The 23,724-nt window shown below is 72.3% G+C and carries 22 protein-coding genes; 11 read left to right on the forward strand and 11 right to left on the reverse strand.

Annotated elements, in window-relative coordinates:
* Window positions 1–50: 50 nt before the first annotated feature.
* Together ACFFR3_RS00045 and ACFFR3_RS00050 are read right to left on the reverse strand one after the other, a co-directional pair.
* Entirely contained in the window at window positions 51–1,229 is a 1,179-nt protein-coding gene (locus tag ACFFR3_RS00045; protein WP_345409334.1) for a bifunctional cobalt-precorrin-7 (C(5))-methyltransferase/cobalt-precorrin-6B (C(15))-methyltransferase, read from the reverse strand.
* A 79-nt stretch (window positions 1,230–1,308) separates the two neighbouring features.
* Window positions 1,309–2,388, reverse strand: a complete 1,080-nt coding sequence (locus tag ACFFR3_RS00050; protein ID WP_379482382.1) for a GNAT family N-acetyltransferase — start codon at window positions 2,386–2,388, stop codon at window positions 1,309–1,311.
* 77 nt (window positions 2,389–2,465) lie between these two features.
* Here ACFFR3_RS00050 and ACFFR3_RS00055 point away from each other — a divergent pair, with 77 nt between their 5' ends.
* Complete coding sequence (locus ACFFR3_RS00055; protein ID WP_345388156.1) at window positions 2,466–2,870, forward strand: DUF2795 domain-containing protein; 405 nt, start codon at window positions 2,466–2,468, stop codon at window positions 2,868–2,870.
* 3 nt (window positions 2,871–2,873) lie between these two features.
* A complete protein-coding gene (locus tag ACFFR3_RS00060; protein ID WP_379482383.1) occupies window positions 2,874–3,887 on the forward strand; it encodes a baeRF2 domain-containing protein in 1,014 nt (337 codons plus the stop codon).
* Between the two features lie 155 nt (window positions 3,888–4,042).
* Here ACFFR3_RS00060 and ACFFR3_RS00065 read toward each other — a convergent pair whose 3' ends face one another.
* The 3 genes from ACFFR3_RS00065 to ACFFR3_RS00075 are packed head-to-tail and all read right to left on the reverse strand — an operon-like array spanning window position 4,043 to window position 6,740.
* A complete protein-coding gene (locus tag ACFFR3_RS00065; RefSeq protein WP_364381269.1) occupies window positions 4,043–4,606 on the reverse strand; it encodes a LutC/YkgG family protein in 564 nt (187 codons plus the stop codon).
* Window positions 4,603–6,012, reverse strand: coding sequence for a lactate utilization protein B (locus ACFFR3_RS00070; RefSeq protein ID WP_379482384.1), 1,410 nt, complete (start codon window positions 6,010–6,012; stop codon window positions 4,603–4,605). The genes ACFFR3_RS00065 and ACFFR3_RS00070 overlap by 4 nt, the downstream gene beginning before the upstream one ends.
* Window positions 6,009–6,740, reverse strand: coding sequence for a (Fe-S)-binding protein (locus ACFFR3_RS00075; RefSeq protein WP_345388164.1), 732 nt, complete (start codon window positions 6,738–6,740; stop codon window positions 6,009–6,011). Before ACFFR3_RS00075 ends, ACFFR3_RS00070 begins: the two co-directional genes overlap by 4 nt.
* Window positions 6,741–6,821: 81 nt before the next feature.
* On the opposite strand from ACFFR3_RS00075, the gene ACFFR3_RS00080 reads away from it, so the two are divergent.
* A complete protein-coding gene (locus tag ACFFR3_RS00080) occupies window positions 6,822–7,556 on the forward strand; it encodes a FadR/GntR family transcriptional regulator (protein ID WP_345388166.1) in 735 nt (244 codons plus the stop codon).
* 35 nt (window positions 7,557–7,591) lie between these two features.
* Here ACFFR3_RS00080 and ACFFR3_RS00085 read toward each other — a convergent pair whose 3' ends face one another.
* The gene (locus ACFFR3_RS00085) at window positions 7,592–9,019 is read right to left on the reverse strand and encodes a sulfatase family protein (RefSeq protein ID WP_345388168.1); all 1,428 of its coding nucleotides are present in this window, start codon (window positions 9,017–9,019) and stop codon (window positions 7,592–7,594) included.
* Window positions 9,020–9,106: 87 nt separating this feature from the next.
* Here ACFFR3_RS00085 and ACFFR3_RS00090 point away from each other — a divergent pair, with 87 nt between their 5' ends.
* Window positions 9,107–10,108: an LLM class F420-dependent oxidoreductase gene (locus ACFFR3_RS00090; RefSeq protein ID WP_379482385.1), complete on the forward strand. Its 1,002-nt coding sequence runs from the start codon at window positions 9,107–9,109 to the stop codon at window positions 10,106–10,108.
* A gap of 3 nt (window positions 10,109–10,111) precedes the next feature.
* Here ACFFR3_RS00090 and ACFFR3_RS00095 read toward each other — a convergent pair whose 3' ends face one another.
* Window positions 10,112–12,049, reverse strand: a complete 1,938-nt coding sequence (locus ACFFR3_RS00095; protein ID WP_379482386.1) for an FtsX-like permease family protein — start codon at window positions 12,047–12,049, stop codon at window positions 10,112–10,114.
* Window positions 12,046–12,723 (reverse strand): ABC transporter ATP-binding protein, encoded by a 678-nt coding sequence (locus ACFFR3_RS00100; protein ID WP_345388174.1) that lies wholly within the window; start codon window positions 12,721–12,723, stop codon window positions 12,046–12,048. The genes ACFFR3_RS00095 and ACFFR3_RS00100 overlap by 4 nt, the downstream gene beginning before the upstream one ends.
* Before the next feature lie 107 nt (window positions 12,724–12,830).
* Between ACFFR3_RS00100 and ACFFR3_RS00105 the strand changes: the two genes are divergently transcribed.
* On the forward strand, window positions 12,831–13,481 hold the full coding sequence (locus tag ACFFR3_RS00105; protein WP_345388176.1) for a response regulator: 651 nt from the start codon (window positions 12,831–12,833) through the stop codon (window positions 13,479–13,481).
* A gap of 46 nt (window positions 13,482–13,527) precedes the next feature.
* Window positions 13,528–14,352 (forward strand): DUF4328 domain-containing protein, encoded by an 825-nt coding sequence (locus ACFFR3_RS00110; protein WP_379482387.1) that lies wholly within the window; start codon window positions 13,528–13,530, stop codon window positions 14,350–14,352.
* A gap of 4 nt (window positions 14,353–14,356) precedes the next feature.
* On the opposite strand, the gene ACFFR3_RS00115 is transcribed toward ACFFR3_RS00110, so the two are convergent.
* The 3 genes from ACFFR3_RS00115 to ACFFR3_RS00125 all read right to left on the reverse strand — a co-directional run bounded on the left by ACFFR3_RS00115 (window position 14,357) and on the right by ACFFR3_RS00125 (window position 19,102).
* Entirely contained in the window at window positions 14,357–18,007 is a 3,651-nt protein-coding gene (locus ACFFR3_RS00115) for a DNA polymerase III subunit alpha (RefSeq protein WP_379482388.1), read from the reverse strand.
* The gene (locus ACFFR3_RS00120) at window positions 18,007–18,273 is read right to left on the reverse strand and encodes a DUF6504 family protein (RefSeq protein ID WP_253759025.1); all 267 of its coding nucleotides are present in this window, start codon (window positions 18,271–18,273) and stop codon (window positions 18,007–18,009) included. Before ACFFR3_RS00120 ends, ACFFR3_RS00115 begins: the two co-directional genes overlap by 1 nt.
* A 61-nt stretch (window positions 18,274–18,334) precedes the next feature.
* On the reverse strand, window positions 18,335–19,102 hold the full coding sequence (locus tag ACFFR3_RS00125; protein ID WP_345388186.1) for a GntR family transcriptional regulator: 768 nt from the start codon (window positions 19,100–19,102) through the stop codon (window positions 18,335–18,337).
* Between the two features lie 223 nt (window positions 19,103–19,325).
* Here ACFFR3_RS00125 and ACFFR3_RS00130 point away from each other — a divergent pair, with 223 nt between their 5' ends.
* The 5 genes from ACFFR3_RS00130 to ACFFR3_RS00150 are packed head-to-tail and all read left to right on the forward strand — an operon-like array spanning window position 19,326 to window position 23,703.
* On the forward strand, window positions 19,326–20,366 hold the full coding sequence (locus ACFFR3_RS00130; protein WP_379482389.1) for an ABC transporter substrate-binding protein: 1,041 nt from the start codon (window positions 19,326–19,328) through the stop codon (window positions 20,364–20,366).
* Entirely contained in the window at window positions 20,363–21,187 is an 825-nt protein-coding gene (locus tag ACFFR3_RS00135; protein ID WP_379482390.1) for an ABC transporter permease, read from the forward strand. The genes ACFFR3_RS00130 and ACFFR3_RS00135 overlap by 4 nt, the downstream gene beginning before the upstream one ends.
* On the forward strand, window positions 21,175–22,029 hold the full coding sequence (locus ACFFR3_RS00140; protein ID WP_345388194.1) for an ABC transporter permease: 855 nt from the start codon (window positions 21,175–21,177) through the stop codon (window positions 22,027–22,029). The genes ACFFR3_RS00135 and ACFFR3_RS00140 overlap by 13 nt, the downstream gene beginning before the upstream one ends.
* The gene (locus ACFFR3_RS00145; RefSeq protein WP_364381238.1) at window positions 22,026–23,108 is read left to right on the forward strand and encodes an ABC transporter ATP-binding protein; all 1,083 of its coding nucleotides are present in this window, start codon (window positions 22,026–22,028) and stop codon (window positions 23,106–23,108) included. The genes ACFFR3_RS00140 and ACFFR3_RS00145 overlap by 4 nt, the downstream gene beginning before the upstream one ends.
* Entirely contained in the window at window positions 23,098–23,703 is a 606-nt protein-coding gene (locus tag ACFFR3_RS00150; protein ID WP_364381235.1) for an HAD family hydrolase, read from the forward strand. The genes ACFFR3_RS00145 and ACFFR3_RS00150 overlap by 11 nt, the downstream gene beginning before the upstream one ends.
* Window positions 23,704–23,724 lie beyond the last annotated feature (21 nt).

Raw genomic sequence — 23,724 nt, forward strand, 5'->3', positions numbered from 1 at the left:
GGTAGACAAAGTCACGCGAGGATAACCGATGCGCGCCGGTAGGGAACAGGTCACCCTGTGTGCGCGGGCCTGGCGTGCACCACGAAGACGGGGTCGGCGGCGGTCAGGCGGTGTGCGCCGTCGGGGTCGACGCTCAGCCTGGAGGCCAGGATCTGCGTGCCCTCGCCCCGGTAGCCCTGCTCGCGCAGCCGGTCGAGCACGGCGGGCACCTGCTCGACCTTGCGCAGCGCGCAGACCAGCGCGCGTGGCCGCCGCGCGGCGCAGGCGTCGATCACGTCGAGCCCGCCGCCGCCCACGTAGACGGCGTCGGGGTCGGGCAGCGGCTCCAGCGCGGGCGGCGCCTGTCCCCTGGTCAGCGCCACTTTCACCCCATGTTCGAGTACGTTGGCGCGCAGCGCGGCACAGCGGGCCTCGTCGCGTTCGACGGCCACGACGGCCGCGCCGAGCCTGGCGCACTCGACGGCGATCTGGCCGACGCCGGCGCCGACGTCCCAGACCAGGTCGCCGAGCCGCGGCCCCAGCTTGGCCAGCACGTACGCCCGCACCTCGGGCGGGATCCCGTCGTCGCCGAACGCCAGCGCCCACTCCTGCGGCCCCGGCTGCGCGCCCGCCACCCAGCCCCGCTCGCCCGGCCGGTGCAGCGGATCGACGACGAGCACCACGTCGGGGTCCTTCCACGGCCGGGTGGTGGCCTCGCCCATGCGGCTGTGGGTGACGCGCTCGTCGGGGCCGCCGAGGTCCTCGCAGACGATGAGCGCGCGCGGCGTGGTGGGCGCCAGCTCCCTGGCGATCTCGGCGGGGCCGACGCCGGGCGCGACGAGCAGGGCGACCTTGGGGTGGGCGCGGCAGGCGTTGACCACCCTGGCGAGCTGGGCGGGCCCGGACGGCGCCACGACCAGGGCATCGTCCCAGTGCAGCCCGGCGCGGGCGAAGGCCCTGCCGACGAGGGACGTGGCGGGCAGGACGTCCGGTTTGAGGCCGTGTGCCCGCAGCTCGCGGACGACGCCGAAGAAGCCGGGGTCGCCCTGGACGAGCACGACCGCGGGGCCCTCGCCGTGTTCGAGATGGTCGTCGATGGTCTCCAGCAGCGACGTGTCCCGCGCGGTCGCCGCGTTCAGCTTGAGCTGCCCGATGATCGCGTCGGGGCCCACGACGAGCCCCGCCTCGTGCAGCCTGGTCACCGCCCTGGCCGACAGCTCGGAACCGTCCCAGCCGACCACCGTGATCATGCGCCTCACCGTCCTCACCTCAAGGGTGACGGCTGCGGAGGGGTTTCACAAAGGGGGACGGGGTCAGTCCGCCGTGCCCTCAGGCCAGATCCGACGGGATGAGGCTGTAGACGACCAGGTCCTCGCCGGCCAGCGACGAGCGCGCGACGCCCTCGCGGACGAAGCCGGCCTTCTCGGCGACCCGCTGGGAGGCGGTGTTGGCGGTGGCGGCGCGCAGCTGGAGCCGGGCGAAGCCGTGCCGCTCGAACAGCCAGCGGGCGACGGCCAGCACGGCTTCGGCCGCGTAGCCGTTGCCCCTGGCCCAGGGCGCGGTCATGTAGCCGACCTCGGCGGTCCTGTTGTGCCAGTCGAGGTCGCGCAGGTCGAGGTTGACCGCGTACCTGCCGGTCGCGAGCTCCTCGGCGGTCCAGGCGACGCCGATGCCGCGGATGCGCTGGCGCTCGGTGTGGGCGATGTAGGCGCGCGCGTGCTCCTCGGTGTAGCCGCGCGGCACGCCCGTGTACTCCTGGGTGAGTGGGTCGGCGCCGGTGGCCGCCAGGTGCGGCGCGTCGCGCGGCTCCTGGGGGCGCAGCCGGAGCCGCTGGGTGAGCAGGTCCGCCTTCGGCAGCGTGGCGCCGGGTGCCGGGCTGTCGGTGCGCAGCAGGCCGAGAACGACGAGGTCGTGCGTGCCGTCGTCGTCCAGCACGGCTTCGCGGACGACGCCCTCCCAGGTGAAGCCCGCTTTGCGGGCGACGCTGAGCGAGGCGTGGTTGTCCAGGTTCGCGGTCAGGTCGATGCGGCGCAGCCCGACGGTCTCGAACGCCCACTTCGCCAGCCCGCGCACCGCCTCGGTGGCGAAGCCGCGCCCCCGGTAGAGGGGGTGCACGCCGTAGCCGACCTCGGTCGTCCCCGTGCTCCATGAGGTCTTGAACAGGCTGATCGCGCCCACGATGAGGCCCTCGCCGTCGGTCATCGCGAGGTGGATGCCCTGGCCGCTGCGGCGCAGCTCGTGCACGCCCTGCCGCAGCCACTGCTCGACGCCGCCGGCCTTGGCGGGCGCGCCCGGCGGCAGGAACCGTACGCCGGACTTGACGATCGAGCGGATCCTGGGCTCGTCCGCAGGGCCGAACGGCCGCAGCGTCAGCCGGGCCGTGGCGATGCGCACATCGGGGTCGAACACGCTGGGCAGGGTACACAGCCGCGATGTTTGCCCACGAAAGCGGGGGTAGGGGCGCATCAGAGAGGAGTGAGAGAAGCATGGAACGTGGGAGCGACAAGCACGGACCCCGCCTGGACGAGGAGCAGAAGCACGAGACCGAGGGCATGATGCGCGGCGGCGGCACGACGCACGCCGAGGAGTGGAAGGAGCCCGAGGCCATGCCGTCCGCCGGAGAGGAGTCGTCGTCGTACCCGCCCGGCCACGCGCCCGGCGTCTCGGAGGGCATGACGCAGCGTGACGTGGACGTCCGCAGCGACCTGGCGAAGTGGCTGAGCGACACCCATTGGCCGGCCTCGAAGGAGGAACTGCTGGCCAGGGCCCGCCGTGAAGGCGCTCCCGATCCCGTGACCGACATGGTGGAGTCGCTGCCCGATCGCGACTACACGAACATGTCCGACATCGCCAAGACCCTCGGTCTCGGCGTGGAGCAGCGGAGGTTCTGAACCGTGCGGCTCGACTTCATCCGCCCCCTGTACGACCGGCGCGGACCGTACGCGTCGGTCTACATGGGAGCGCTCACCGTCCCGGAGCGCAAGGCCCACTGGCGCAGCGTCCGCGACCGGCTCGACCACCAGGTGGACGACGCCACCATCGAGGCGCTCGAAGAGGAGGCGCTGCAGGCCGCCGCCGGGCGGGCGCTGTTCGCGACGGACGGCACGGTGGTGCTGGCGGAGTCGCTGGCGCGGCCGCCCGATGAGCTGGCCACCTGCTCGCCGCTGCCGCACGTCACGCCGATGCTGATGCGGCGCGGGGAGAACGTGCCGCACATCCGGGTCATCGTGGACCACGCGGGGGCCGAGGTGACCGTGTACGGCGGCGGCGCGCCGCGCAGGACGACGGTGGAGGCCGAGTCGTGGCCTTTGCAGAAGACGTCACAGGGCGGCTGGTCGCAGCGCCGCTACGAGCAGGCCGTGGAGGACACCTGGGAGAAGAACGCGGTCGCGGTCGCGCACGAGATCGACGAGCAGGTACGCAGGATCGGCGCGGAGCTGGTCCTGGTGGCCGGGCAGCCGAAGTCGCGCTCGTACCTGCTGCGCCATCTCGGCACCCAGTCGGCCGACCGCGTGACGATCGTCGAGCACGGGAGCCGCGACGACCACGGGCAGTTCGAGAAGGACGTGGAGCGCGCGCTCGACGAGTGGCTCGCCCGCCGCTGCGCCGAGTTGCTCGAACGTCACCAGGAGTCGGCCGCGCCCGCCGGGCCCGCGCGCGTCGCGCAGGCGCTGCGCGAGGGCCGCGTGCACGCGGTGCTGATGCCCGGTGAGCTGCCCGCGCCGGTCTGGGTCGGCGATGGCGGCACGCAGGTGGGCACCGATCCCAACGAGCTGCGCCACTGGGGGGTGGCCGAGCCGGTGCGTGAGCGCGCCGACTCCGCGCTGGTCAGGGCGGCCGCGATGACGGACGCCGAGTTGTGGTTCACCGACGACGTCAAGGACGTCGCCGCGGTCCTGCGCTACTGACAGAAACGCCGCCACGGCGCCTCACCACAGGCCAGGACGCCGCCACGGCGCCTCACCACAGGCCAGGACGCCGCGACGGCCCATCGCCCAGACCAGGACGCCGCGACGGGCCACCGCCACCGGCCAGGACCGGCGGTGGCACTCAGCAGAGTGCCTCAGGTGCTGATGACCACTTCCAGGGTCCGGGGGCCGTGGACGCCCTCGACCCGGTTCAGCTCGATGTCGCTGGTCGCCGAGGGCCCGCTGATCCAGGTGAGGGGCCGCGACGGGTCGAGCCTGGCGATCGCTTCAGGCACGCCGGGGACGATCTGGTCCGCCCGCACCACGCACAGGTGGTAGTCGGGCACCAGCGTCTGCGCCCGCGTGCCCTGGCCGGGGCCATGGTCGAGGACGATGGTGCCGGTCTCGGCGACCGCGACCGCGCAGCCGGTGATCACGCCGTCGGCGGTCCGCAGGTCGGGCCAGCCGCCCTCCCGGTCGAAGCCGTCGGGGACGACCATCCTGCGCTCGCCCAGACACGCGTCGATGGTGGCCGGCACGTCGGCAGCCGCCACGACGTGCACGATCGCGCGGTAGTCGTCCACCCGCTCGGCGAACAGGCGTACCAGCTCGGCCGTGTCCACCTCCCGCCGCACGCGGTAGCCGCGCGGGATCTCGACATCGGGCGCCCCCGCCACGGCCCTGCCGATCCTGGCCAGGATCTCCTCACGCGCGCTCATTCCGCCTCCTCGCCCGCGCCGCCGCCGGTCCGCTGCCACCAGTCCCTGAACGGCTCCTCGGGGATCTCCGGCACGTCCCTGGTGTCGGTCCACGCCGACAGCGGCCCCGGCAGCCGTCTCGGTACCACCTTGCGCAGGCGGGAGGCCGCGCGCTGCGCCTTGGCCAGGCGTTCGTGGTCGTCGAGCACCCAGCCGGCCACCTTCATGCCGGCCTTCTCGGCCGCGCCGTGCGGCGCCTTGGCGCGCAGGTCCACCAGGACCTCTGGGATGTCGATGGCGACCGGGCACACCTCGTAGCAGGCGCCGCACAGGCTGGAGGCGTACGGCAGCGACGCGTCCAGCTCCGAGGTCATGCCTCTGAGCTGCGGGGTGAGGATCGCGCCGATCGGCCCCGGATAGACCGAGCCGTACGCGTGGCCGCCGGCCCGCTCGTACACGGGGCACACGTTCAGGCAGGCCGAGCAGCGAATGCAGCGCAGCGCCTGGCGGCCCACCTCGTCGGCGAGCACGTCGGTGCGGCCGTTGTCGAGCAGCACCAGGTGAAAGTCCTGGCCCTCGACGGCGCCGGTCCACATGCTCGTGTACGGGTTCATCCGCTCGCCGGTGGAGCTGCGCGGCAGAAGCTGGAGGAACACCTCCAGATCCCGCCAGGACGGCAGCAGCTTCTCGATCCCGACGACGCTGATGAGGGTCTCGGGCAGCGACAGGCACATGCGGCCGTTGCCCTCCGACTCCAGCACGACGAGGGTGCCGCTCTCGGCCACCATGAAGTTGGCGCCGGAGATCGCGACCTTGCTCCTGAGGAAGCGTTCGCGCAGGTGGAGCCGGGCCGCCTCGGTCAGCGCGGGCGGGTCGTCGGTGAGGTCGGCCGAGACGCCGGGCATCTTGTCGAGGAAGATCTCCCGGATCTCCGAGCGGTTGCGGTGGATGGCGGGAACCAGGATGTGGCTCGGGAAGTCGTCGCCGAGCTGCACGATCAGCTCGGCGAGGTCGGTCTCGTACGCGCTGATGCCGTGCTCGGCGAGCGCCTCGTTGAGCCCGATCTCCTGGGTGGCCATCGACTTGACCTTGACCACCTCGTGCTCGCCGGTGGCCTTGACCAGCTCGGTGACGATGCGGTTGGCCTCGGCGGCGTCCCTGGCCCAGTGGACGGTGCCGCCGGCCGTGGTGACCGCGGCCTCCAGCTGGAGCAGGTAGCGGTCAAGGTTGCGCAGCGTGTGGTCCTTGATGGCCTTGCCGGCGGCGCGCAGCTCCTGCCAGTCGGGCAGCTCGCCGACGACGGAGGCGCGCTTGCCGCGAATGGTGTGGGTGGCCTTGCGGAGGTTGAAGCGCAGCTGCGAGTTCTGGACAGCTTTCTCCGAGTTTTCCGGGAAATTTCCTGGCATTCCGAGGAATGTCGCGCTCATTGGGCCTCCTCCGTGGACGCGAGGATCTCGGCCAGATGCATGGTCCTGACGCCCGCCCGCTGCCGGCCCAGCGTGCCGCCGATGTGCATGAGGCAGGAGTTGTCGGCCGCGCACAGCACCTCGGCGCCGGTGTCCAGGATGTTGCGGGTCTTGTCGGCGCCCATCGCGGCGGAGATCGCCGGGTTCTTCACGGCGAACGTGCCGCCGAAGCCGCAGCACTCCTCGGCGCCGGGCAGCGGGACGAGTTCGAGGCCGCGCACGTTCCGCAGCAGCCGCAGGGGACGGTCGCCCAGGTGGAGGCCGCGCAGCGAGTGGCACGTCGGGTGATATGTCACCCGGTGCGGGAAATATGCCCCGACGTCGTCAACCTTCAGGACGTCGATCAGGAACTCCGACAGCTCGTACACCTTGGGCGCGACCTCCGCGATCGCCGCCGCGCCCCGGCTGCCCGGCTTGGCCAGCTTCGGATACTGCTCGCGCACCATGGCCGCGCACGATCCCGACGGCGCCACCACGGCGTCGTACCCGGCGAAGACCTCCGTGAAGTGCCGCGCCAGCCGTACGCCCTCTGTCCGATAGCCGGTGTTGACGTGCATCTGCCCGCAGCAGGTCTGGGCGGCGGGGAAGTCCACCTCGCAGCCGAGCCTGCGCAGGAGCGACACGACCGCCTTGCCGGTGCCGGGGAAGAGCGTGTCGTTCACGCATGTAATGAACAGGGCGACTCGCACGACTCTCCTTCCAAAGGTATGGTCCGACCACAATATGGTCAGACCATACTCGAAGCCATCATGTCCGGCCAGGGAGGGCTGTTGGACGGAACCGGCTGGCGTCCCGTCAAGCGGACGCGGACGTTCGAGGACGTCCTCGCTCAGATCGAGCGGCGCATCGCCGAGGACGGCCTCACCGTGGGCGACCGGCTGCCCGCCGAGCGGCACCTCGCCGAGCAGCTCGGCGTGAGCCGCTCCTCCGTACGCGAGGCGATGCGCGTGCTGGAGACCCTCGGCGTGGTCTCGTCGCAGGCGGGACGGGGCCCCGACGCGGGCGCGGTGCTCACCTCGCGCCCCGACTCGGCGCTGAGCGACCTGCTGCGCCTCCACCTCGGCCTGACCGGCCTGGAGATGCGCGAGGTCATCGACACCCGGCACATGATCGAGCAGTGGGCGGCCGCCCACGCCGCCACCCGCGCCGCCACAGTGAGTGCCACAGTGAGTGCCGCAGGGGGTGCCGCCACCACGGAGCTGGCGGCGGCGCTGGCCGGGATGGACGCGGCCGGGTCGCCTGAGGAGTTCGTTGAGCACGACACGGCCTTCCACTGCGCGATCGCGGACGCCTCCGGCAACCGGCTGGTGGCCGCCATCATGCGGTCGCTGCGCGACTCGATGCGCAAGTACTCGGTGGAGGCGGTGCGCCGGCTGGGCGACACCTCGGTGCTGCGCGCCGACCACGTACGCATCCTCGAGGCCATCGACGGCGGCGACCCCGAGGAGGCGGCGCGAGCGGTCTCCGAGCATCTGGCGCACGCCTACCCCACGCTCTTCCGCTGACCCGCTCACTCCACCCGGTCTCACTCCACCCGGTCTCACTCCACCCGGTCGGCCTGCCGGCAGGTCGCCCCCGAGCACGCGACCATCGCCGACAGCCGCTCGTCCAGCCGGGCCAGCAGCGACAGGTCGGCGGACATGGCGAGGTTGTCGAGCTGGTAGGGGTCGGCGTCAAGGTCGTAGAGCTGCCGCTCCCCCGTCTCGTACCGCACGTACGTGTACTGCTCGGTGCGCAGCGCCTGGTAGGCGGGCACGGGCGTCTGGGCCGCCGACATGCGGTTGGCCGGGCGGACGAACTCCACGAGCACCTGTCTGCGCCACTCCGGCGGCGGCTGCCCGCGCAGCAGCGGCGCCAGCGAGCGCCCCTCGGCGAAGTCCGGAACGGTGGCGCCGCCCAGCTCGGCGACGGTCGGCGCGAGGTCGATCGTGGCGCTCATGTGCGCGACCGTCGAGCCGGGCGCGACGCCCGGCCCTCTGACGACGAGCGGCACCCTGATCGCCTCGTCGAACGGCGTGGTCTTGCCGTGCTTGATCCGGTGCGTGCCGAGGTGGAAGCCGTTGTCGGAGGTGAAGAAGACGTAGGTGTTCTCCAGCTTGCCCGACTCCTCCAGAGCCCGCAGCACCGAGCCGACCAGGTCGTCCACGCCGAGCATCGAGCGCAGCCTGGCGCGGTGCCGCTCGTCGACGGCGGCCTCCGCGCGCGGCGACAGCGGCGGCTGCATCTGCATCCACAGCGGCTCGGCGCTGATGTCGTCCTGGTCGTACGACGGCGTGCGCGGCGCGACCTCCATCGGGAAGGCCTCGGCGTGCCGGAAGGCGGGATTGGCCGGATTGTGCGGGCCCACCGGGTTCAGATAGAGGAAGAACGGCTGGTCGGAGGCCGTGATGAAGGAGCGGGCGTGACCGGCGAGCACGTCGGACAGGTAGTCCTGCTCGGCCCAGCCGTAGTCGCGCAGCGCGCCGTTCTCGTTGAGCCGGTAGCCGTACTCCTCGTAGAGGGCGCGTACGGGGACCCGCCAGTCGTTCCAGCCGGGCGGCACGTACGTCTCGGGCGCCGAGTTCCCCGGATAGTGGTTGAGGAACTTGCCCATCAGCGCGGTGCGGTAGCCGGCCTGCTGCATCCAGGTGCCGAGAGTGGATCGTTCCAGGCCCAGCTCGTGGAAGCGGTGGAAGCCGCCCTCGGGAGCGGTGTTGGTGAGCACGCCGTGGCTGTGGACGTGCTGGGAGCGCAGGATCGACGAACGGGACGGGCAGCACCAGGAGTTGGTCACGAAGTGGCGGTCGAACGAGGCGCCCTGGGCCACGAGCTGCTGGGTGATGGTCGGGAAGTGGTGGAGCGTGCCGGTCTCGAGGTCGTCGGCCATGATGACGACGATGTTGGGCCGCGACTGGCTCTGGGCCACGGTGGGCTCGGCCGCCGGCAGCAGGAGCAGCAGGCAGACGAGTCGCGACAGGGCCTTCAGCACAGAGTGTGACTTCCCCGGAGGATCCGCCATTGACACGTTGGGCCGCCACGGCAGTAATAGAACTTAATTCCGGAGGTGGTCCTTGAAATGAAGCTCGGCCTGAACCTCGGCTACTGGCAGCGCCGCGCCGACGACGCGACCGAATCGGTGCTGGCGGCCGAACGGCTCGGCTACGACTCGGTGTGGACCGCCGAGGCGTACGGCAGCGACGTGTTCACCCCCCTCGCCTGGTACGGCGCGCGTACCAGCCGCATCAAGCTCGGCACCTCGATCGCGCAGATCTCCGCCAGGCCGCCGGTCACGACGGCGATGACCGCGATGACCCTCGACCACCTCACCGGCGGCCGGCTGCTGCTGGGCGTGGGCGCGTCGGGCCCGCAGGTCGTGGAGGGCTGGTACGGCCAGCCGTTCGCCAAGCCGCTGGCCAGGACCCGCGAGTACGTCGAGATCATGCGCAAGGTGTGGCGCCGCGAGGAGCCGGTGACCGGCGAAGGCCCGCACTACCCGCTGCCGCTGCCGGGCGGCCTCGGCAAGCCGCTCAAGCTCATCACGCACCCGCTCCGGCAGGACATCCCCGTCTATCTCGGCGCGGAAGGGCCCAAGAACGTGGCCCTGGCCGCCGAGGTGGCACAGGGCTGGCTGCCGCTGTTCGCGTTCCCCGAGAAGATCGAGCAGATGTACGGCGACGCGCTCGCCGGCGCCCCCGCCGGCTTCGACGTGGCCGCCATGGTGCTGGTGGTGATCTCCGACGACGTACGGGCCGCGCTCGACGGCGTCAAGACCATGCTGACCCTCTACATCGGCGGCATGGGCGCCAAGCAGCGCAACTTCCACGCCGACATCATCGGCCGCATGGGCTACGCCGAGGCCGCCGAGCACATCCAGTCGCTCTACCTGGCAGGACGCAGGGACGAGGCGTTCCGTGCGATCCCGGACGAGCTGGCCGACGGCATCTCGCTCGTCGGCCCGCCCGGCCGGATCAAGGAACGCCTCGAGCTGTGGCACCGCAGCCCGGTCACCAGCCTGCTGGTGATGGGGGTGCGGGACGAGCCCTCGCTGAAGCTCGTCCGCGACCTCGTGCTCGGCTAGCGGCTAGTCGGGGCGCGGCGCGGGGTCGGTGGTGACCGAGCGCAGCAGCGGCCGGCTCAGCGCGCCCGCCCCGACCACCCCGGCGAAGCCGGCGACGACGCAGACCGCGAGGGTCAGCGCGCCGGTCACGTTGGGCTCGCCGAGCATGAACGGCAGCCCGCAGAACACCCCGGTCAGGATCGCGCCGCCGCCCATCACGGTCAGCGGGATGAGCGTCTCGGACCTACGCGCCTTGTCGAGCACCTCCAGCGGCGTGCCGGCCAGGCGCAGCAGCCCGTACGTCTGCCGCCGGTCCAGCACCGACGACATGGCGGTGATCCCCGAGCTGGTGATGGCCACCAGGAACGACACCGACAGCACCACGATCGTCCCGACCCTGATGTCGGCGAGGATCTCCGAGCCGAAGCGCCGGCCCTCCTCCTGGGTGGTGGGCGTGTGGCCGGGCACGAGGCCGGCCAGCGCGGTACGCGCCCTGTCCAGGGTCGCGGCGTCGGCCGAGCTGCCCAGCGCGGCGACCACGGCCTTGTCCCGCGGCTCGACGGTGGCGGTCACGCCGGCCTCCTTGAGCCGGTCGCGGGCCTGCCCGGCCACCTCGGCGAGCTTGCCCTCGGTGACGCTCACGCTGAGCTGGGGCGGCCCTGTGACCTCTTCGAACGCCCCAGGGCTGAGCAGGCCGAGGAAGCCCGCCACGAACCCGGTCAGCGCCACGCCGCTCACCGTGCGCCAGGCCGAGCGCGGGTCGTCCACGAGCCGCCGGGCGGCCAGCAGCCCGGCCGGAGCGCGCGCGCTCTTGGCCGCGATGCGGCCGATGACGCCGACCACCCAGGGTCCCGCCAGGTTGAGGCAGAGGAACGCCAGGGCGAGCGCGATCGCGATGAGGGTGACGCTGGTCTCCCTGCTCAGCAGGGGGAAGACGGCGAGGGCCGCGAAGAGGGCGAGCACCCGGAAGATCCGCATGGCGGGCGGCGTCTCCCGCTTGGCCACGCCGAGCGGGCTCACCACGACCCGCCGCAGCCCGGCCACCGCCGACAGGCCGACCAGCAGCGGCACCGCGACCAGCGCCCCGGCGAGGAGCAGCGGGCCGGGCAGCAGGTCGCCGGCGAACCACGGGCCGCCCTGCATCTCGATGCGCGTCAGCAGCGGCACGGACAGCGCGTAGACGACGGCTCCGGTGAGCGCGCCGGCCAGCGCGACGAGCACCGCCTCGGTCACGGTCATCGCGACGACCTGGCCGGGTGTGGCGCCGACCAGCCGCAGCGCGGCCAGCCGCCGGTCACGTCTCGCGACCGTGAGCCGCGCCGCCGCCCCGCCGAACACCAGCAGCGGCACCACCATGAGCACCCCGGCGATGGCGGACAGCCACTGGTAGGCGACCGCGTCCTCGCTCGGCTCCCCGGCCAGGCTCGCGACCTTGACCGGCGGCCTGGACATGACCCAGTCGTCGAGGCGGGGCGCCGTCATCGCGGGCGCGTCCGGTGCCTGGCCGAAGACCGCGACCAGCTCGCCCGGGTACACCAGGGCCTCGTCGCCGATGACGCCCGCGCGCTTCGGATAGCGCGCGGCCAGCTCGGCCGCGGGCAGCTCGTCGGCCAGCTCGGCGAGCGCGGGCGACAGCCACACCTCGCCGGGCGCGGGGAAGCGCGGCAGGCCGGGCGGCGCTTCCGGGTCCGCGCCCTTGAGCGCGGCCAGGTCGATGACGGTGATCTTCTGGTCGCGGACGAAGTCGAAGCGCTGCGCCTCGACGGCGACCGCGCCCGTGGTGGCGGGCACCGGGTTGCGCCAGGCACCGCGCTCGGCCCTGGCCTGGAAGGCGAAATTGGCGGCCACCGCGAACAGCAGCAGCGCCGTCGCCACGGCCACCGCCCCGAACGTCAGCCAGGTGCCGAGCATCCCCTTGCGCCCGCCGCCCTTGATGAGGCGCCAGGTGAGGTCGAGGTTCACGCCATCGCCCCGCTCGCCAGCAGGCGGCCGTCGCGGACCTCGACCGTGCGGTCGCACCAGGAGGCCACGTTGGGGTCGTGGGTGACGACGATCAGGCAGGCGCCGTTGTGCTTGGTCGCCTCCACCAGCAGCCGCATGGTCTCCTGGCCGGTCTGCTGGTCGAGCGCCCCCGTGGGCTCGTCGGCGAAGACCACCGCCGGCTTGGTCACCAGGGCCCTGGCGATGGCCACCCGCTGCGCCTGGCCGCCGGACAGCTCGCCCGGCCGCCTGGTCTCCATGCCGTTCAGCCCGAGCGGCCAGAACCACTCGCGGGCCTGGCGTACGGCCTGCGTCCGCGGCACCCCGCCCAGCATGAGCGGCAGCGCCACGTTCTCGTCGGCGGGCAGCTCGGGCAGCAGCTGGCCGAACTGGAAGACGAAGCCGAAGCGGGTGCGCCGCAGCGCGCTGCGCCTGCGCTCGCCGAGCTTGTCGATGCGCTGCCCGAGCAGGTGCACCTCGCCGTCGTCCGGCTTCATGATGCCGGCCAGGCAGTGCAGCAGGGTCGACTTGCCGGACCCGCTCGGTCCCATGATCGCCACCGCTTCGCCGGCCGGAACGGTGATGTCCACGCCACCCAGCGCCGTCGTCTGCCCGAACCGCTTGGTCAGGGCTCGTCCAACAAGTACGTCGTTCATGGCGACCAGCCTTCCGGGAAGGAAGGGACCGGCGGATCGGCCGTGCGGTCGGTCCGTCATCGGCCGAACGGCCGATCCTCGTCCCGGCCGCTCCATAGAGTTGTCGGGTGACTATTCGGGTACTCATCGCCGACGACCAGCAACTGGTAAGAACCGGCTTCCAAATGATCCTGGACGCGCAACCGGACATGGAGGTCGTGGCCGCCGTCGCCGACGGGGCGGAGGCGGTGGCCGAGGCCAGGCGGCTGCGCCCGGACGTGTGCCTGCTCGACATCAGGATGCCCAAGCTGGACGGGCTGGAGGTGACCAGGGCGCTGGCCGGGCCGGGCGTGGAGAACCCGCTGCGGGTCGTCATCGTCACCACGTTCGACCTGGACGAGTACGTCTACGGCGCCCTGCGCTCCGGCGCCACCGGCTTCCTGCTCAAGGACAGCGGCCCCACGCTGCTCGTCGAGGCCGTCAGGGCCGCCTCGGTGGGCGACGCGCTGGTGTCGCCCTCGGTGACCGTACGGCTGCTGCAGCACCTGTCGCAGCCCCGCACGCCGGCCCCGCTGCCGGCCGCCGACCCGCTGACCGACCGCGAGCTGGACGTCGTGCGCCTGGTGGCCAGGGGACGGACCAACAAGGAGGTGGCCGCCGAGCTGTTCGTGTCGCTGTCGACGGTGAAGACGCACCTCGGGAGCATCCAGGCCAAGCTCGGCGTGCGCAACAGGGTCGGAATCGCGGCATGGGCGTGGGAATCCGGCGTGGTGAGCTGATTAACAGCGGGGCTCCCGGGATACAAGTGAATCAGAACCTCAGCGCATGGCCCGGGGGGAGAACAACGTGCGCTACACCCAGGCATCACCCGCCAGAGCCGCCGCCGTCTACGTGACGCTGACCGCCCAGGTCCTCTCCCTCGCCGCCCTCGTGATCTTCGAGCTGACCCGCGGCCGCGACCTCGCCGTGCAGCTCGCCGCGTTCGGCGGGCGGCCCCAGGGGGCCGACGCCGAGGCGGTGGTGGGGGCGGTGACCCTGTTCGCGGTGCTGATGATGCTGGTGGCGGGCACCACGATCGCCGCCGCCGCCGCGTACGCGACCTGGTTGGTACGTGCCAGGCGGGCCAACGACCGCTCGGCGGCGACCGGCCCGGTGGCGGCGGCCTGGCTGATCCCGCTGGTCAACCTGGTCGCGCCCGTGGTGCTGGTCGACCAGGTGTGGCGGGGCGCCCGCCCGCCGGCCGGCCGCCGGGGCAGGTGGCTGGTCCTGCTGGCCGCGTGGTGGCTGAGCTGGCTGGCCACGCTGGCGATGGTGACGATCCGGCTGCCGCTCGGCTCGTCGGACGTCGACCTGACCGGCGTGGGCGTGCCCGAGCTGGCCTGCGCGGCGGTGGCGGCGGTGCTGTGCGCCGCCACGGTGCGGGAGCTGGCCGGGCTGCAGCGGGCCGCGCGGACGACGTGGACCCTGGAGTCGGGCACCCTGCGGGTCTCCGCGCACCCCAAGCCCGCACCCCAGCCCCAGACACAGCTTCAGACACAGCTTCAGCCGGTGATCCCGCAGCAGCCGCAGGCGCCCGTACAGACTCCTGTGCAGCCGCCTGTTCAGGCTCCTGTTCAGGCGCCGCCTCAGACGCAGCCGCAGACCGGCTGAGCGGTCACGCCGCCGTCGGGCCCGAGCTGCCGGGGCTGGCGTGCCAGAGCTGCCGCGGCGGGTTCGTGGTGACGGCGGGGGCGAGGTCGGAGTAGGGCGACAGGCGGAAGCCGTTGGCGTACTCGATCGGCCGGCCGCCGACGCCCGCCGCCTCCTCGGGAGTCCGGTCGATGAGGGCGCGCACCGCCTCGATGCCCTGCGAGCGCCAGAGCGCGTCGAGGTCGGCCAGGTTCCAGCAGTCGACCGCCCGCATGGTCACCGCCCGCGCCCCCGTGCGCCTGACCACTCCCCTGGCCAGCATCAGCCACGAGCCGAACACGATCGAGGCGCACCGGCCCTGCACCGACTCGAAGAACGTCAGGTCGATCGGCCCCGTCGAGTCGTCGAGCGTGGTGAAGATGATCCGCTGGCCCGAGCGGATGGCCGGCGTCTGGGTGGCCACCTTGACCCCGGCCACCAGGATCTCCGCCCCGTTGCGCTGGCGGAGCAGGTCGCTGGAACGTACCACTCCGAGCGCGTCGAGCAGCTCCTGGTGGAAGCTGATGACGTGCCGGCTGACGTCGATGCCGAGGATGTCCAGCTCGGCCTCGACCATCTCGGTCTCGGTCATCTCGGGCAGCTCCCCCGGCGGCAGCCTCTCGCCGAACCCGAGCGGGAGCTGCACCGCCGGAGGAGCCGCGTTCCGGGGAGGTGACACGTCCATGTGGGAGCTGTAGCGGCGGGACTTGCGCGGGCCCGCCTGCACGCCGTGGGCCGAGGCCCGGTCGAGCACGCCCACCTGGGCGATCAGGTCGCGGCGGGTCAGCTCGCCGGGCCGCCAGCGCGGGCCGCCGGGGTGCAGGTCGTGCAGCGCGTCGAGGCCGCCGACCTGGACGATGCGCTCGATCGTGGGCCGCGACGGCCTGGCGCGGTCCCAGAAGTCGGCCAGCGACGTGTACGGCTGCCCCGCCACCATCCGCTCGACCTCCGCCTCGCTCACGCCCTTGATGGCCGAGAACGGCACGCGCAGCGCGTACCCCTTGCCGATGTCGCCGATCCTGAACTCCCTGCGCACCCGCGAGCCGCCCTCCAGCCCGGACGGCCGCACCCGCACCTGCACGCGCGGCCCGAGCCGTTCGACCTGCCAGTCCTTGCCCGACTTGTTGACGTCGAGCGGCAGGATCCGCACCCCGCACTGCCTGGCCTCGTCGATGATGACGCGCGGCGGGTACATGCCGGGCTCGTGGGTGAGCACGCCGGCGAAGAACGCCGCCGTGTGATGCCGCTTGAGCCAGGCCGACTGGTAGGTGGGCAGCGCGAACGCCGCCGCGTGCGCCTTGCAGAACCCGAACGAGCCGAACGCGTCGAGCACCTGCCAGGCCCGCTCCACGGCCGCGTCGTCGAACCCGTTGGCCCTGGCCAGCGGCACGAACGCGCGGCGCACCCGCGCGCGGCCCTCCGGCGTGTCGAGCGTGCGGCGCAGCTTCTCGGCGTAGGACAGGTCGCGCCCGGTCATCACCGAGATGATCTTCAGCACCTGCTCGTGGAAGACCACCACCCCGTGGGTCTCCTTCAGCGCCTCGCGCAGCCGCTCGTGCGGGTAGTACGGCTGCCGCCAGCCGCCCCTGGCCTCGAGGTAGGGGGTGACCATGTCGGAGTTGACCGGTCCTGGACGGAACAGCGAGATGTCCACGATCAGGTCGTGCATCCTGCGCGGCTCCAGCTTGGCGACCAGCTCGCGCTGGCCGGGCGACTCGATCTGGAAGCAGCCCAGGGTGCGGGAGGCGCAGATCATGTCGTACGTCTCCTGGTCGTCGTGGGGGACGTACTGGACGTCGGGCCGCTCGTCGCCGTGCTGGGTGTCCAGCTCGACCTCGACGCCGTCCACCCGCTTGATCTCGCTCAGCGCGTACGCCAGGGCCGACTGCATCCGCACGCCCAGCACGTCGAGCTTGAGCAGCCCCGCCTCCTCCACGTCCTCCTTGTCGAACTGCGACATCGGGAACTCCAGCAGGCTGCGCTCCACCGGCGTGCGGTCGCGCAGCCCCGCGTTGCCGATCAGCACGCCGCACGGGTGCAGCGCGATGTGCCTGGGCAGCCCGTCGAGCTTCTCCGCCAGCCGGAACACCCGGTCGAGCCCCGCGTCACCGAGCCGGCTCTCGCGCAGCTCGGGCAGGTCGTGCAGGGACGCGGTGATCTGCTTGGCCCTGATGTGCGGGAACGCCTTGGCGATGGCGTCGATCTCGTGGGGCGGCAGGCCCATGGCGCCGGCGACGTCGCGGATGGCGCTGCGGGCGCGGTAGGTCTCCATCATGGACACGCAGGCCACCCTGGACTCGCCATAACGCTCGAAGATGGCCTGGTAGCAGTCGAGGCGGCGGGCCGACTCGACGTCGACGTCGATGTCGGGCAGCCCGATGCGGCCCTCCGACAGGAAACGCTCCATGAGCAGGCCGTGGTCGAGCGGGTTCACCTCGCCGATGCCGATGAGGTAGTTGACCAGGCTGCCCGTGCCCGAGCCGCGGATGGCGCAGCGGATGCCCATGCCGCGGATCATGTCGGTGATGCCGGCCACCGCGATGAAGTAGCCCGACAGGCGCTTGCGCTCGATGATGGCCAGCTCGTCGTCCAGCCGCCGCCTGGCCTCGGCCGAGCGGTCGAGCCCGCGCCTGAACAGGCCGTGCTCGACCCGGTTGCGCAGCAGCGGCACCGGGTCGCGGCCGATCTCGGGCAGGTGCAGCGCGGGCGGGTCGTTGCGCAGCGCCAGCAGGTCGAGCGGGTCCATCGCGCACGCCTCCGCCAGCCGCCTGGTGGTGCGCAGCAGGTGGACCATCCGCTCCTGGTCGCCCGCGCACACCTTGGCCGCCACCTGCAGCATCTCCTTGGTGCCCTTGAGGTAGGCGTGGGAGGTGGTGCGGTCGAGGTGGCGCGGGTGCAGCGGGACGAGCTGGCGGGCCGCGTCGAGCACGTCGCCCACCTGGTGGTCGGCGGGGTCGAGGTAGCGCACGCCGTTGGTCAGGACTGCGGGCACGTCCATCGACTCGGCCAGGCCGAGCATGCGCACGGCCGTGGTGGCGTCGCGGAAGCCGTACTGGTCGACCAGCTCGACCACCACGCCGGGCAAGGCGGCGCGCCACAGGCCGAGCAGCGTCCTCGCGTGCTCGTCGCGCCGCTCCGCGACCGCGCGGCCCACGTCGGAGCGGGGGCCGAGCAGCACCACGAGGCCGTCCTCGGCGCCGAATCCGGGCGTGCCGGGGCCGCCCGCCCACTCGGCGAGCAGCTCGCGGGTCACCTTCGGCGCGCCCCGCTCGCCCGCGTAGTGGGCGGCGGTGACCAGGCGGGCCAGCCGCGACCAGCCCTTGCCGCGGGCCAGCACCGTGACGCGGTCCTCCGCCGCGGGGCCGGTGCGCGGGCGCGGCGTGCGGATGCCGGGCACCGGGGTGAACGCCCCGGCGGGCGCGTCGAGGGCCAGGTTGACGCCGACGACGGGCGCGATGCCGGCCTCGGCGCACGCCTGCACGTGCTTGATCGCGCCGTAGAGGCCGTCGCGGTCGGTCAGCGCCAGGATGTCCATGCCGTAGTCGGCCGCCCTGCTCACCAGCGCGCGCGGGAACGCGGTGCCGTAGCGCATCGAGTAGGCGGAGCTCACGTTGAGGTGGGGGAACGGGGGCGCCATCAGTCCCACGCCCTCAGCAGCAGCCAGCCGTTGCCGGCGGTGTCGTAACGCAGCTCGTAGGAGCCCACCTCGCGGCCGGGGCTGGCCTCGACCCGCCAGAACTGACGCTCACCCGGGTCGCCCTCGCCGGTCTTCCACCACTCGCGCGCGACCACCCACTGGTCGAGCACGCGGCGGACGAGATAGAGCCGGTCACGCCAGACGAACTGGGTGGGCTCCCCGTCTCGGGTCCACACCTCTATCGGATCGCCATAGAGTCTGCTCAAGACGCGTCTCCCCGCGGCTCTGGTGGTGCCTGTGCTGAGCCACCCGGGGGAAGACGGGCGCTTATGACTCGAACATATGTTCTCCCGGCCCGAAACGCAAGTCGCCCGCCTGCCGGGCGAGCGGGTTCGCGCCGATCGAGTTGCGGATGCTGAAGGCCACGCTGCCCGGGCGATAGCGGTCGTCCGACGACTCCACCGGCCTGCCCTCGTGGGTGGTCGTCACCCGTCGCTGGCGCAGCAGCGGGCTGCCCCTGCGCACGCCCAGCAGACGGGCGTCCTCAGCGCCCGCGGCCACGGCGTCGATGAGGTGCTCGCCATAGGCGAACACCAGGCCGGTGGAGGCGTACAGGGCCTCGGTGACGGACTCGCAGTCGGCGGGCAGCTCCTCGACGGCGGCGGCCACCCACCCGGCGTACACCGTGCGTTCCAGCAGCACGGGCTCGCCCTCCAGCGAGCGCACCCGCAGCACCTCCAGCACCTCCTCACAGGCGAGTCTGGCCGACTCGGCGCCGCTCGCGCGGCGGCGGCGCTGGGCGATCACCTGGCCGCCGAAGCGGTAACCGTTCGCGCGGGCCCACTGAGCGAAGCTGTGCAGCTCAGCGAAGCTCTGGCTGCGCGCCCTGCCGAGCACGATGCGCCTGGCCCCCTGCCGGGAGCCGACCAGGCCCTCGGCGGCCAGCACGGCCACCGCCTGGCGTACGGTGCCGCGCGCCGCAGCGTGCCGCTCCGCCAGCTCGGCCTCGCTGGGCAGCTGGGAGCCGACCGGGTGCACGCCGGACAGGATCTCCTCGCGCAGGGCATCGGCGATCCGTTCATAGCGCGCGACCATTCCCGACCCTCCCCATTCATGAAAGAGCAACATTCATGCGACTTACTGGTGCTCGCTTGTTTGTACAAGTTCCCCTACCTTCTTGCTACACCCCCTGGAAAATGGAGGCGTCGTGTTCACACCTCGCGCCCGTGCGGCCGGCGTTGCCGCAGTCCTGACCCTCCTCACCGCGGCGTGTGGCGCCGCTCCGAGCAGCCGACAGTCCACAACGGCGCAAGGCGGCGTGAACGCGGCCACCGCCACCTCCGCCGCCGACTTCGGCGGGTTCGACAAGCTCGTCGAGGCGGCCAAGAAGGAGGGCAACCTGCACGTCATCGCCCTGCCGCCCGACTGGGCCAACTACGGCGAGATCATCGAGAAGTTCCAGGCGAAATACGGCATCAAGATCGAGAGCGAGACCCCCGACGCCGCCAGCGCCGACGAGATCAACGCGGTGAAGACCCGCAAGGGCCAGGACCGCGCCCCCGACGTGCTCGACCTCGGCCAGTCCTTCGCCATCAGCGGGGCCAAGGAGGGCCTGTTCGCGCCGTACAAGGTGCAGACCTTCGACAAGATCCCCGAGGGGCAGAAGGAGCCGACCGGGCTCTGGGTCAACGACTACGGCGGCTACGTCTCCATCGGCTGCGACGCCAAGCAGATCAAGACCTGCCCGACGAGCTTCGCCGACCTGCTCAAGCCCGAGTACAAGGGCCAGGTCGCGATGAACGGCAACCCCACCGAGGCCGGCTCGGCCTTCGCCGGCGTGTACGCCGCCGCCATCGCCGGCGGCGGCTCCTTCGACGACATCGGCCCCGGCATCGAGTTCTTCAAGAAGCTCAAGGACGCCGGCAACTACAACCCGGTCGAGACCACGCCCGCGACCATCGAGAAGGGCGAGACCAAGATCAGCATCGACTGGGACTACAACAACGCCGCCTACGCCCCCCAGATGGCCGCCAAGGGCATCGACTGGAAGGTGAACGTCCCCACGGACGGCAAGTACTTCCAGATGTACGCCCAGGCCGTCAACAAGGACGCGCCGCACCCGGCCGCCGCCCGCCTGTGGCAGGAGTACCTCTACAGCGCCGAGGGCCAGAACCTCTACCTCAAGGGCTTCGCCAGGCCCGTCCTGCTGCCCGCCATGACCGCAGACGGCACCGTCGACAAGGCGCTCGCCGAGCTGCTCCCCAAGGTCGAGGGCACGCCCACGTTCCCCACCTCCGAGCAGGTCGACGCGGCCAAGGCCAAGCTGGCCACCGACTGGGACGCCGCGATCTCGGGATGAGCCGCTCCCGGTCCAAGGGCTGGCTCGGCACCCTGCCGCTGCTCGCGTTCTTCGCGCTCGTGTTCGGCGTCCCCGCCATCGCGCTGGTGGCGGGGGCCTTCACGGCGCAGGGACGGCCGAGCCTGGCCAACGTCACACAGAGCCTGCAGGGCGGCTACCTCACCGCCATGATCGGCAGCATCAAGCTGTCGGCCATGGTGGCGCTGCTCGGGGCCGTGCTCGGCACGTTCCTCGCGTACGCGGTCGTCACCTCGCGCTCGACCCTGCTGCGCGAGGCCGTGCTGACCGCCTCCGGCGTGCTCGCCAACTTCGGCGGGGTGCCGCTGGCGTTCTTCTGGATCGCCACGCTCGGCAACTCCGGCGTCATCAGCGGCCTGGTGGGGCTGCCGTCCGGCTCCCTCTACACGTTCTGGGGCCTGGTCGTGGTCTACCTGTACTTCTCGATCCCGCTCATGGTGCTCGCCATGGCCCCCGCGCTCGACGGGCTGCGCCCCCAGTGGCGCGAGGCCGCCGCCGGCAGCGGGGCCACCGCCTGGCACTACTGGCGCTTCGTGGCGCTGCCAGTGCTCGCCCCCGCCATGCTGGGCGGCGTCGTGCTGCTGTTCGGGGCGTCCTTCTCCGCGTACGCCACCGCCAACGCCATGGTCGGCACCGTCGTCCCGCTCGTCACCCTGAAGATCGCCAGCGCGCTGACCGGCGACGTGCTGATCGGCTACGAGAACATCGCGCTCGCGCTCAGCCTCGACATGGTCGTCGTGGCCGGGCTCGTCATGGCCGTCTACCTGCCGCTGCAGAGGAGGACCTCGCGATGGCTGCACTGACCGGCCTCGAACGCGTCTCGGGCGACGTCGCCCGCCGCCCCCGCCCGCGGGCCTGGCGGGGCCTGGTGTTCGCGCTGGCCGCCGCGTACTTCCTGATCCCGCTCGGCACCTCGCTCTGGTACACGATCCACACGCCTGCCACCGGCGTGTCGTTCGCCCCCTACGGCGAGTTGCTCACCGCCGACGGCTTCGTCCGCTCGCTGACGCTCTCGCTCGGCCTCGCGCTGGCCACCATCGTGCTGGTGCTGCTGCTGACGCTGCCCGCCATGCTCGCCGTACGGCTCTTCGCGCCCCGGCTGCGGCCCGTCATGGAGGTGATCTGCACGCTGCCGCTGGTGGTGCCGCCCATCACGTTCGTCGCCGGGATCGGCACCACGCTGCGCAACGGCACCGAGCTGCTCGAACCGACGCCGTTCTGGGCCACGATCATCGCCGTGCAGGACCCCGGCTTCCCCGTCGTGCTCGTGCTGGCGTACGTGGTGCTGGTGCTGCCGTTCGTCCACCGGTCGCTGGACGCCGGGCTGCGCACCATGGACGTGCGGACCCTCGTCGAGGCGGCGCGCAACCTCGGGGCGTCGTGGCCGTACGTGCTGGCCCGCGTCGTCGTGCCCAACCTGCGCTCGGCCCTCGCCAGCGCGTCGTTCCTGACGCTGGCGCTGGTGCTGGGCGAGTACACCGTGGCCAGCCTGCTCGGGTACGAGCCGTTCGCGGTGTGGATCGTGACCGTCTCCGGCTCCAAGGGCCAGCTGTCGGTCGCAGTGTCGATACTCAGCCTGCTGCTCATCTGGTTGCTGCTGCTCGCCGTGTCCACGGTGTTCGGGAAGAAGAAGGAGGGGAAATGACGGCATCGGTGGAGTTCAGGGCGCTGCGGCGGGTCTTCGGCAGGACGGTGGCGCTCGACGGCCTCGATCTGGTCATCGCGCCCGGCGAGTTCGTGGCCCTGCTGGGGCCGTCGGGATGCGGCAAGACGACCGCGCTGCGCTGCGTGGCCGGCTTCGAGCGTCCCGACTCGGGGGCCGTGCTCGTCGACGGCCGCGACGTCACCGACGTGCCGGCCAACAAGCGCGACGCCGGCATGGTGTTCCAGTCGTACTCGCTCTTCCCCAACCTCAACGCCCGCGACAACGTCGCCTTCGGGCTGCGGGTGCGCAAGGTGCCCGCCCCCGCCCGGCGGGCCAAGGCCGACGAGCTGCTCGAACTCGTCGGGCTGCCCTCCCACGCCGACCGCTACCCGCACCAGCTCTCCGGCGGGCAGCAGCAGCGCGTCGCGCTCGCCAGGGCGCTCGCGCTCGAACCGCGCGTGCTGCTGCTCGACGAGCCGCTGTCCGCCCTGGACGCCAAGGTCCGCGTCACGCTGCGCGAGGAGATCCGGCGGCTGCAGCTCGACCTCGGCATCACCACCATCTTCGTCACCCACGACCAGGAGGAGGCCCTGTCCGTCGCGGACCGGGTCGCGGTGCTGCGGGACGGGCGCCTCGAACAGGTCGGCGCACCCGCCGAGGTGTACGACCGGCCCGCCACGCCGTTCGTCGCCGAGTTCGTCGGCACCATGAACCACCTCGCCGGGCAGGTGGCGGATGACCGGGTGTCCGTTCTGGGGCAGTCGTTGCCGCTCGACGGGCCCGTACCCGATGATCCCTCCGTGGACGTGCTGGTCCGCCCGGAGGCCGTCCAGGTCACCGCCCCCGAGGAGGCTGGAGGTGCTCGCGCCGAGGTCCTCGCCGCGTCCTTCCGGGGCGCCTCCGTACGGCTGCGGCTCGCCGTGGCCGGCGGCGAGGTCCTGGCCGACGTCCCCGGCCACGAGGCCGCCCGTCTCGGCCCGGGGGCGCAGGTGTCGGTCCGCCTGGTGGAACGCCCGGTCCTCGTGGCCCCCCGCACCGTCACGACCCCGGCCCCGGCCGTCGCAGCCGATGCCCTCTGACGTCTCCGGCCCTTCACCACCCACCGCCCCGGACGCGGTGTTGCTGGACATGGACGGGACCTTGGTGGACACCGAGCGGCTGTGGTGGGAGGCGGTCGCCGACGTCGCCGGCCGTCCGCTCACTCAGGACGACGTCCCGCACGTCCATGGGCGCACCATCGAGGACGTGGCCCACCACCTCGGCGAGCCCGCCCTCGCCGCCCGCCTCACCGAGGCGTTCGCCGATCGGGTGGAGCGCGACGCCACGGTCCTGCCCGGCGCGGCCGAGCTGCTGTCCGGCCTGGCCGCCGTCGACATCCCCACCGCCCTCGTCAGCGCCTCGCCCCGCAGCGTCGTGGACCTGGTGCTGCCCCGGCTGGGCCACACGTTCGACCTGATCATCGCCGACGAGGACACCGAACGCGGCAAGCCCTGGCCCGACCCGTACCTGGAGGCCGCCCGCCGCCTGGGCGCGAGGCCCTCGCGCTGCGTGGCCATCGAGGACAGCCCCACCGGCATAGCGGCGGCCCGCGCCGCGGGCTGCCACGTCCTGGTCGCGGGCCCTGAGCACGGGCTCCCGTCCCTGCGCAGGGTGTGCGCCTGCGTCACCCCGTGAAGGCCGTCATGCGGTGAAAAG

Source organism: Nonomuraea salmonea, assembly GCF_042428605.1.
Taxonomy (GTDB): Bacteria; Actinomycetota; Actinomycetes; order Streptosporangiales; family Streptosporangiaceae; genus Nonomuraea; species Nonomuraea salmonea.

Excerpts from the sequence above, each read along its gene's own strand:
- ACFFR3_RS00045 (WP_345409334.1), bottom strand. The coding sequence starts at position 1,229 with ATGATCACGGTGGTCGGCTGGGACGGTTCCGAGCTGTCGGCCAGGGCG.
- ACFFR3_RS00055 (WP_345388156.1), top strand. The coding sequence starts at position 2,466 with ATGGAACGTGGGAGCGACAAGCACGGACCCCGCCTGGACGAGGAGCAG.
- ACFFR3_RS00065 (WP_364381269.1), bottom strand. The coding sequence starts at position 4,606 with ATGAGCGCGCGTGAGGAGATCCTGGCCAGGATCGGCAGGGCCGTGGCG.
- ACFFR3_RS00070 (WP_379482384.1), bottom strand. The coding sequence starts at position 6,012 with ATGAGCGCGACATTCCTCGGAATGCCAGGAAATTTCCCGGAAAACTCG.
- ACFFR3_RS00090 (WP_379482385.1), top strand. The coding sequence starts at position 9,107 with ATGAAGCTCGGCCTGAACCTCGGCTACTGGCAGCGCCGCGCCGACGAC.
- ACFFR3_RS00100 (WP_345388174.1), bottom strand. The coding sequence starts at position 12,723 with ATGAACGACGTACTTGTTGGACGAGCCCTGACCAAGCGGTTCGGGCAG.
- ACFFR3_RS00110 (WP_379482387.1), top strand. The coding sequence starts at position 13,528 with ATGGCCCGGGGGGAGAACAACGTGCGCTACACCCAGGCATCACCCGCC.
- ACFFR3_RS00115 (WP_379482388.1), bottom strand. The coding sequence starts at position 18,007 with ATGGCGCCCCCGTTCCCCCACCTCAACGTGAGCTCCGCCTACTCGATG.
- ACFFR3_RS00125 (WP_345388186.1), bottom strand. The coding sequence starts at position 19,102 with ATGGTCGCGCGCTATGAACGGATCGCCGATGCCCTGCGCGAGGAGATC.
- ACFFR3_RS00135 (WP_379482390.1), top strand. The coding sequence starts at position 20,363 with ATGAGCCGCTCCCGGTCCAAGGGCTGGCTCGGCACCCTGCCGCTGCTC.
- ACFFR3_RS00140 (WP_345388194.1), top strand. The coding sequence starts at position 21,175 with ATGGCTGCACTGACCGGCCTCGAACGCGTCTCGGGCGACGTCGCCCGC.
- ACFFR3_RS00145 (WP_364381238.1), top strand. The coding sequence starts at position 22,026 with ATGACGGCATCGGTGGAGTTCAGGGCGCTGCGGCGGGTCTTCGGCAGG.
- ACFFR3_RS00150 (WP_364381235.1), top strand. The coding sequence starts at position 23,098 with ATGCCCTCTGACGTCTCCGGCCCTTCACCACCCACCGCCCCGGACGCG.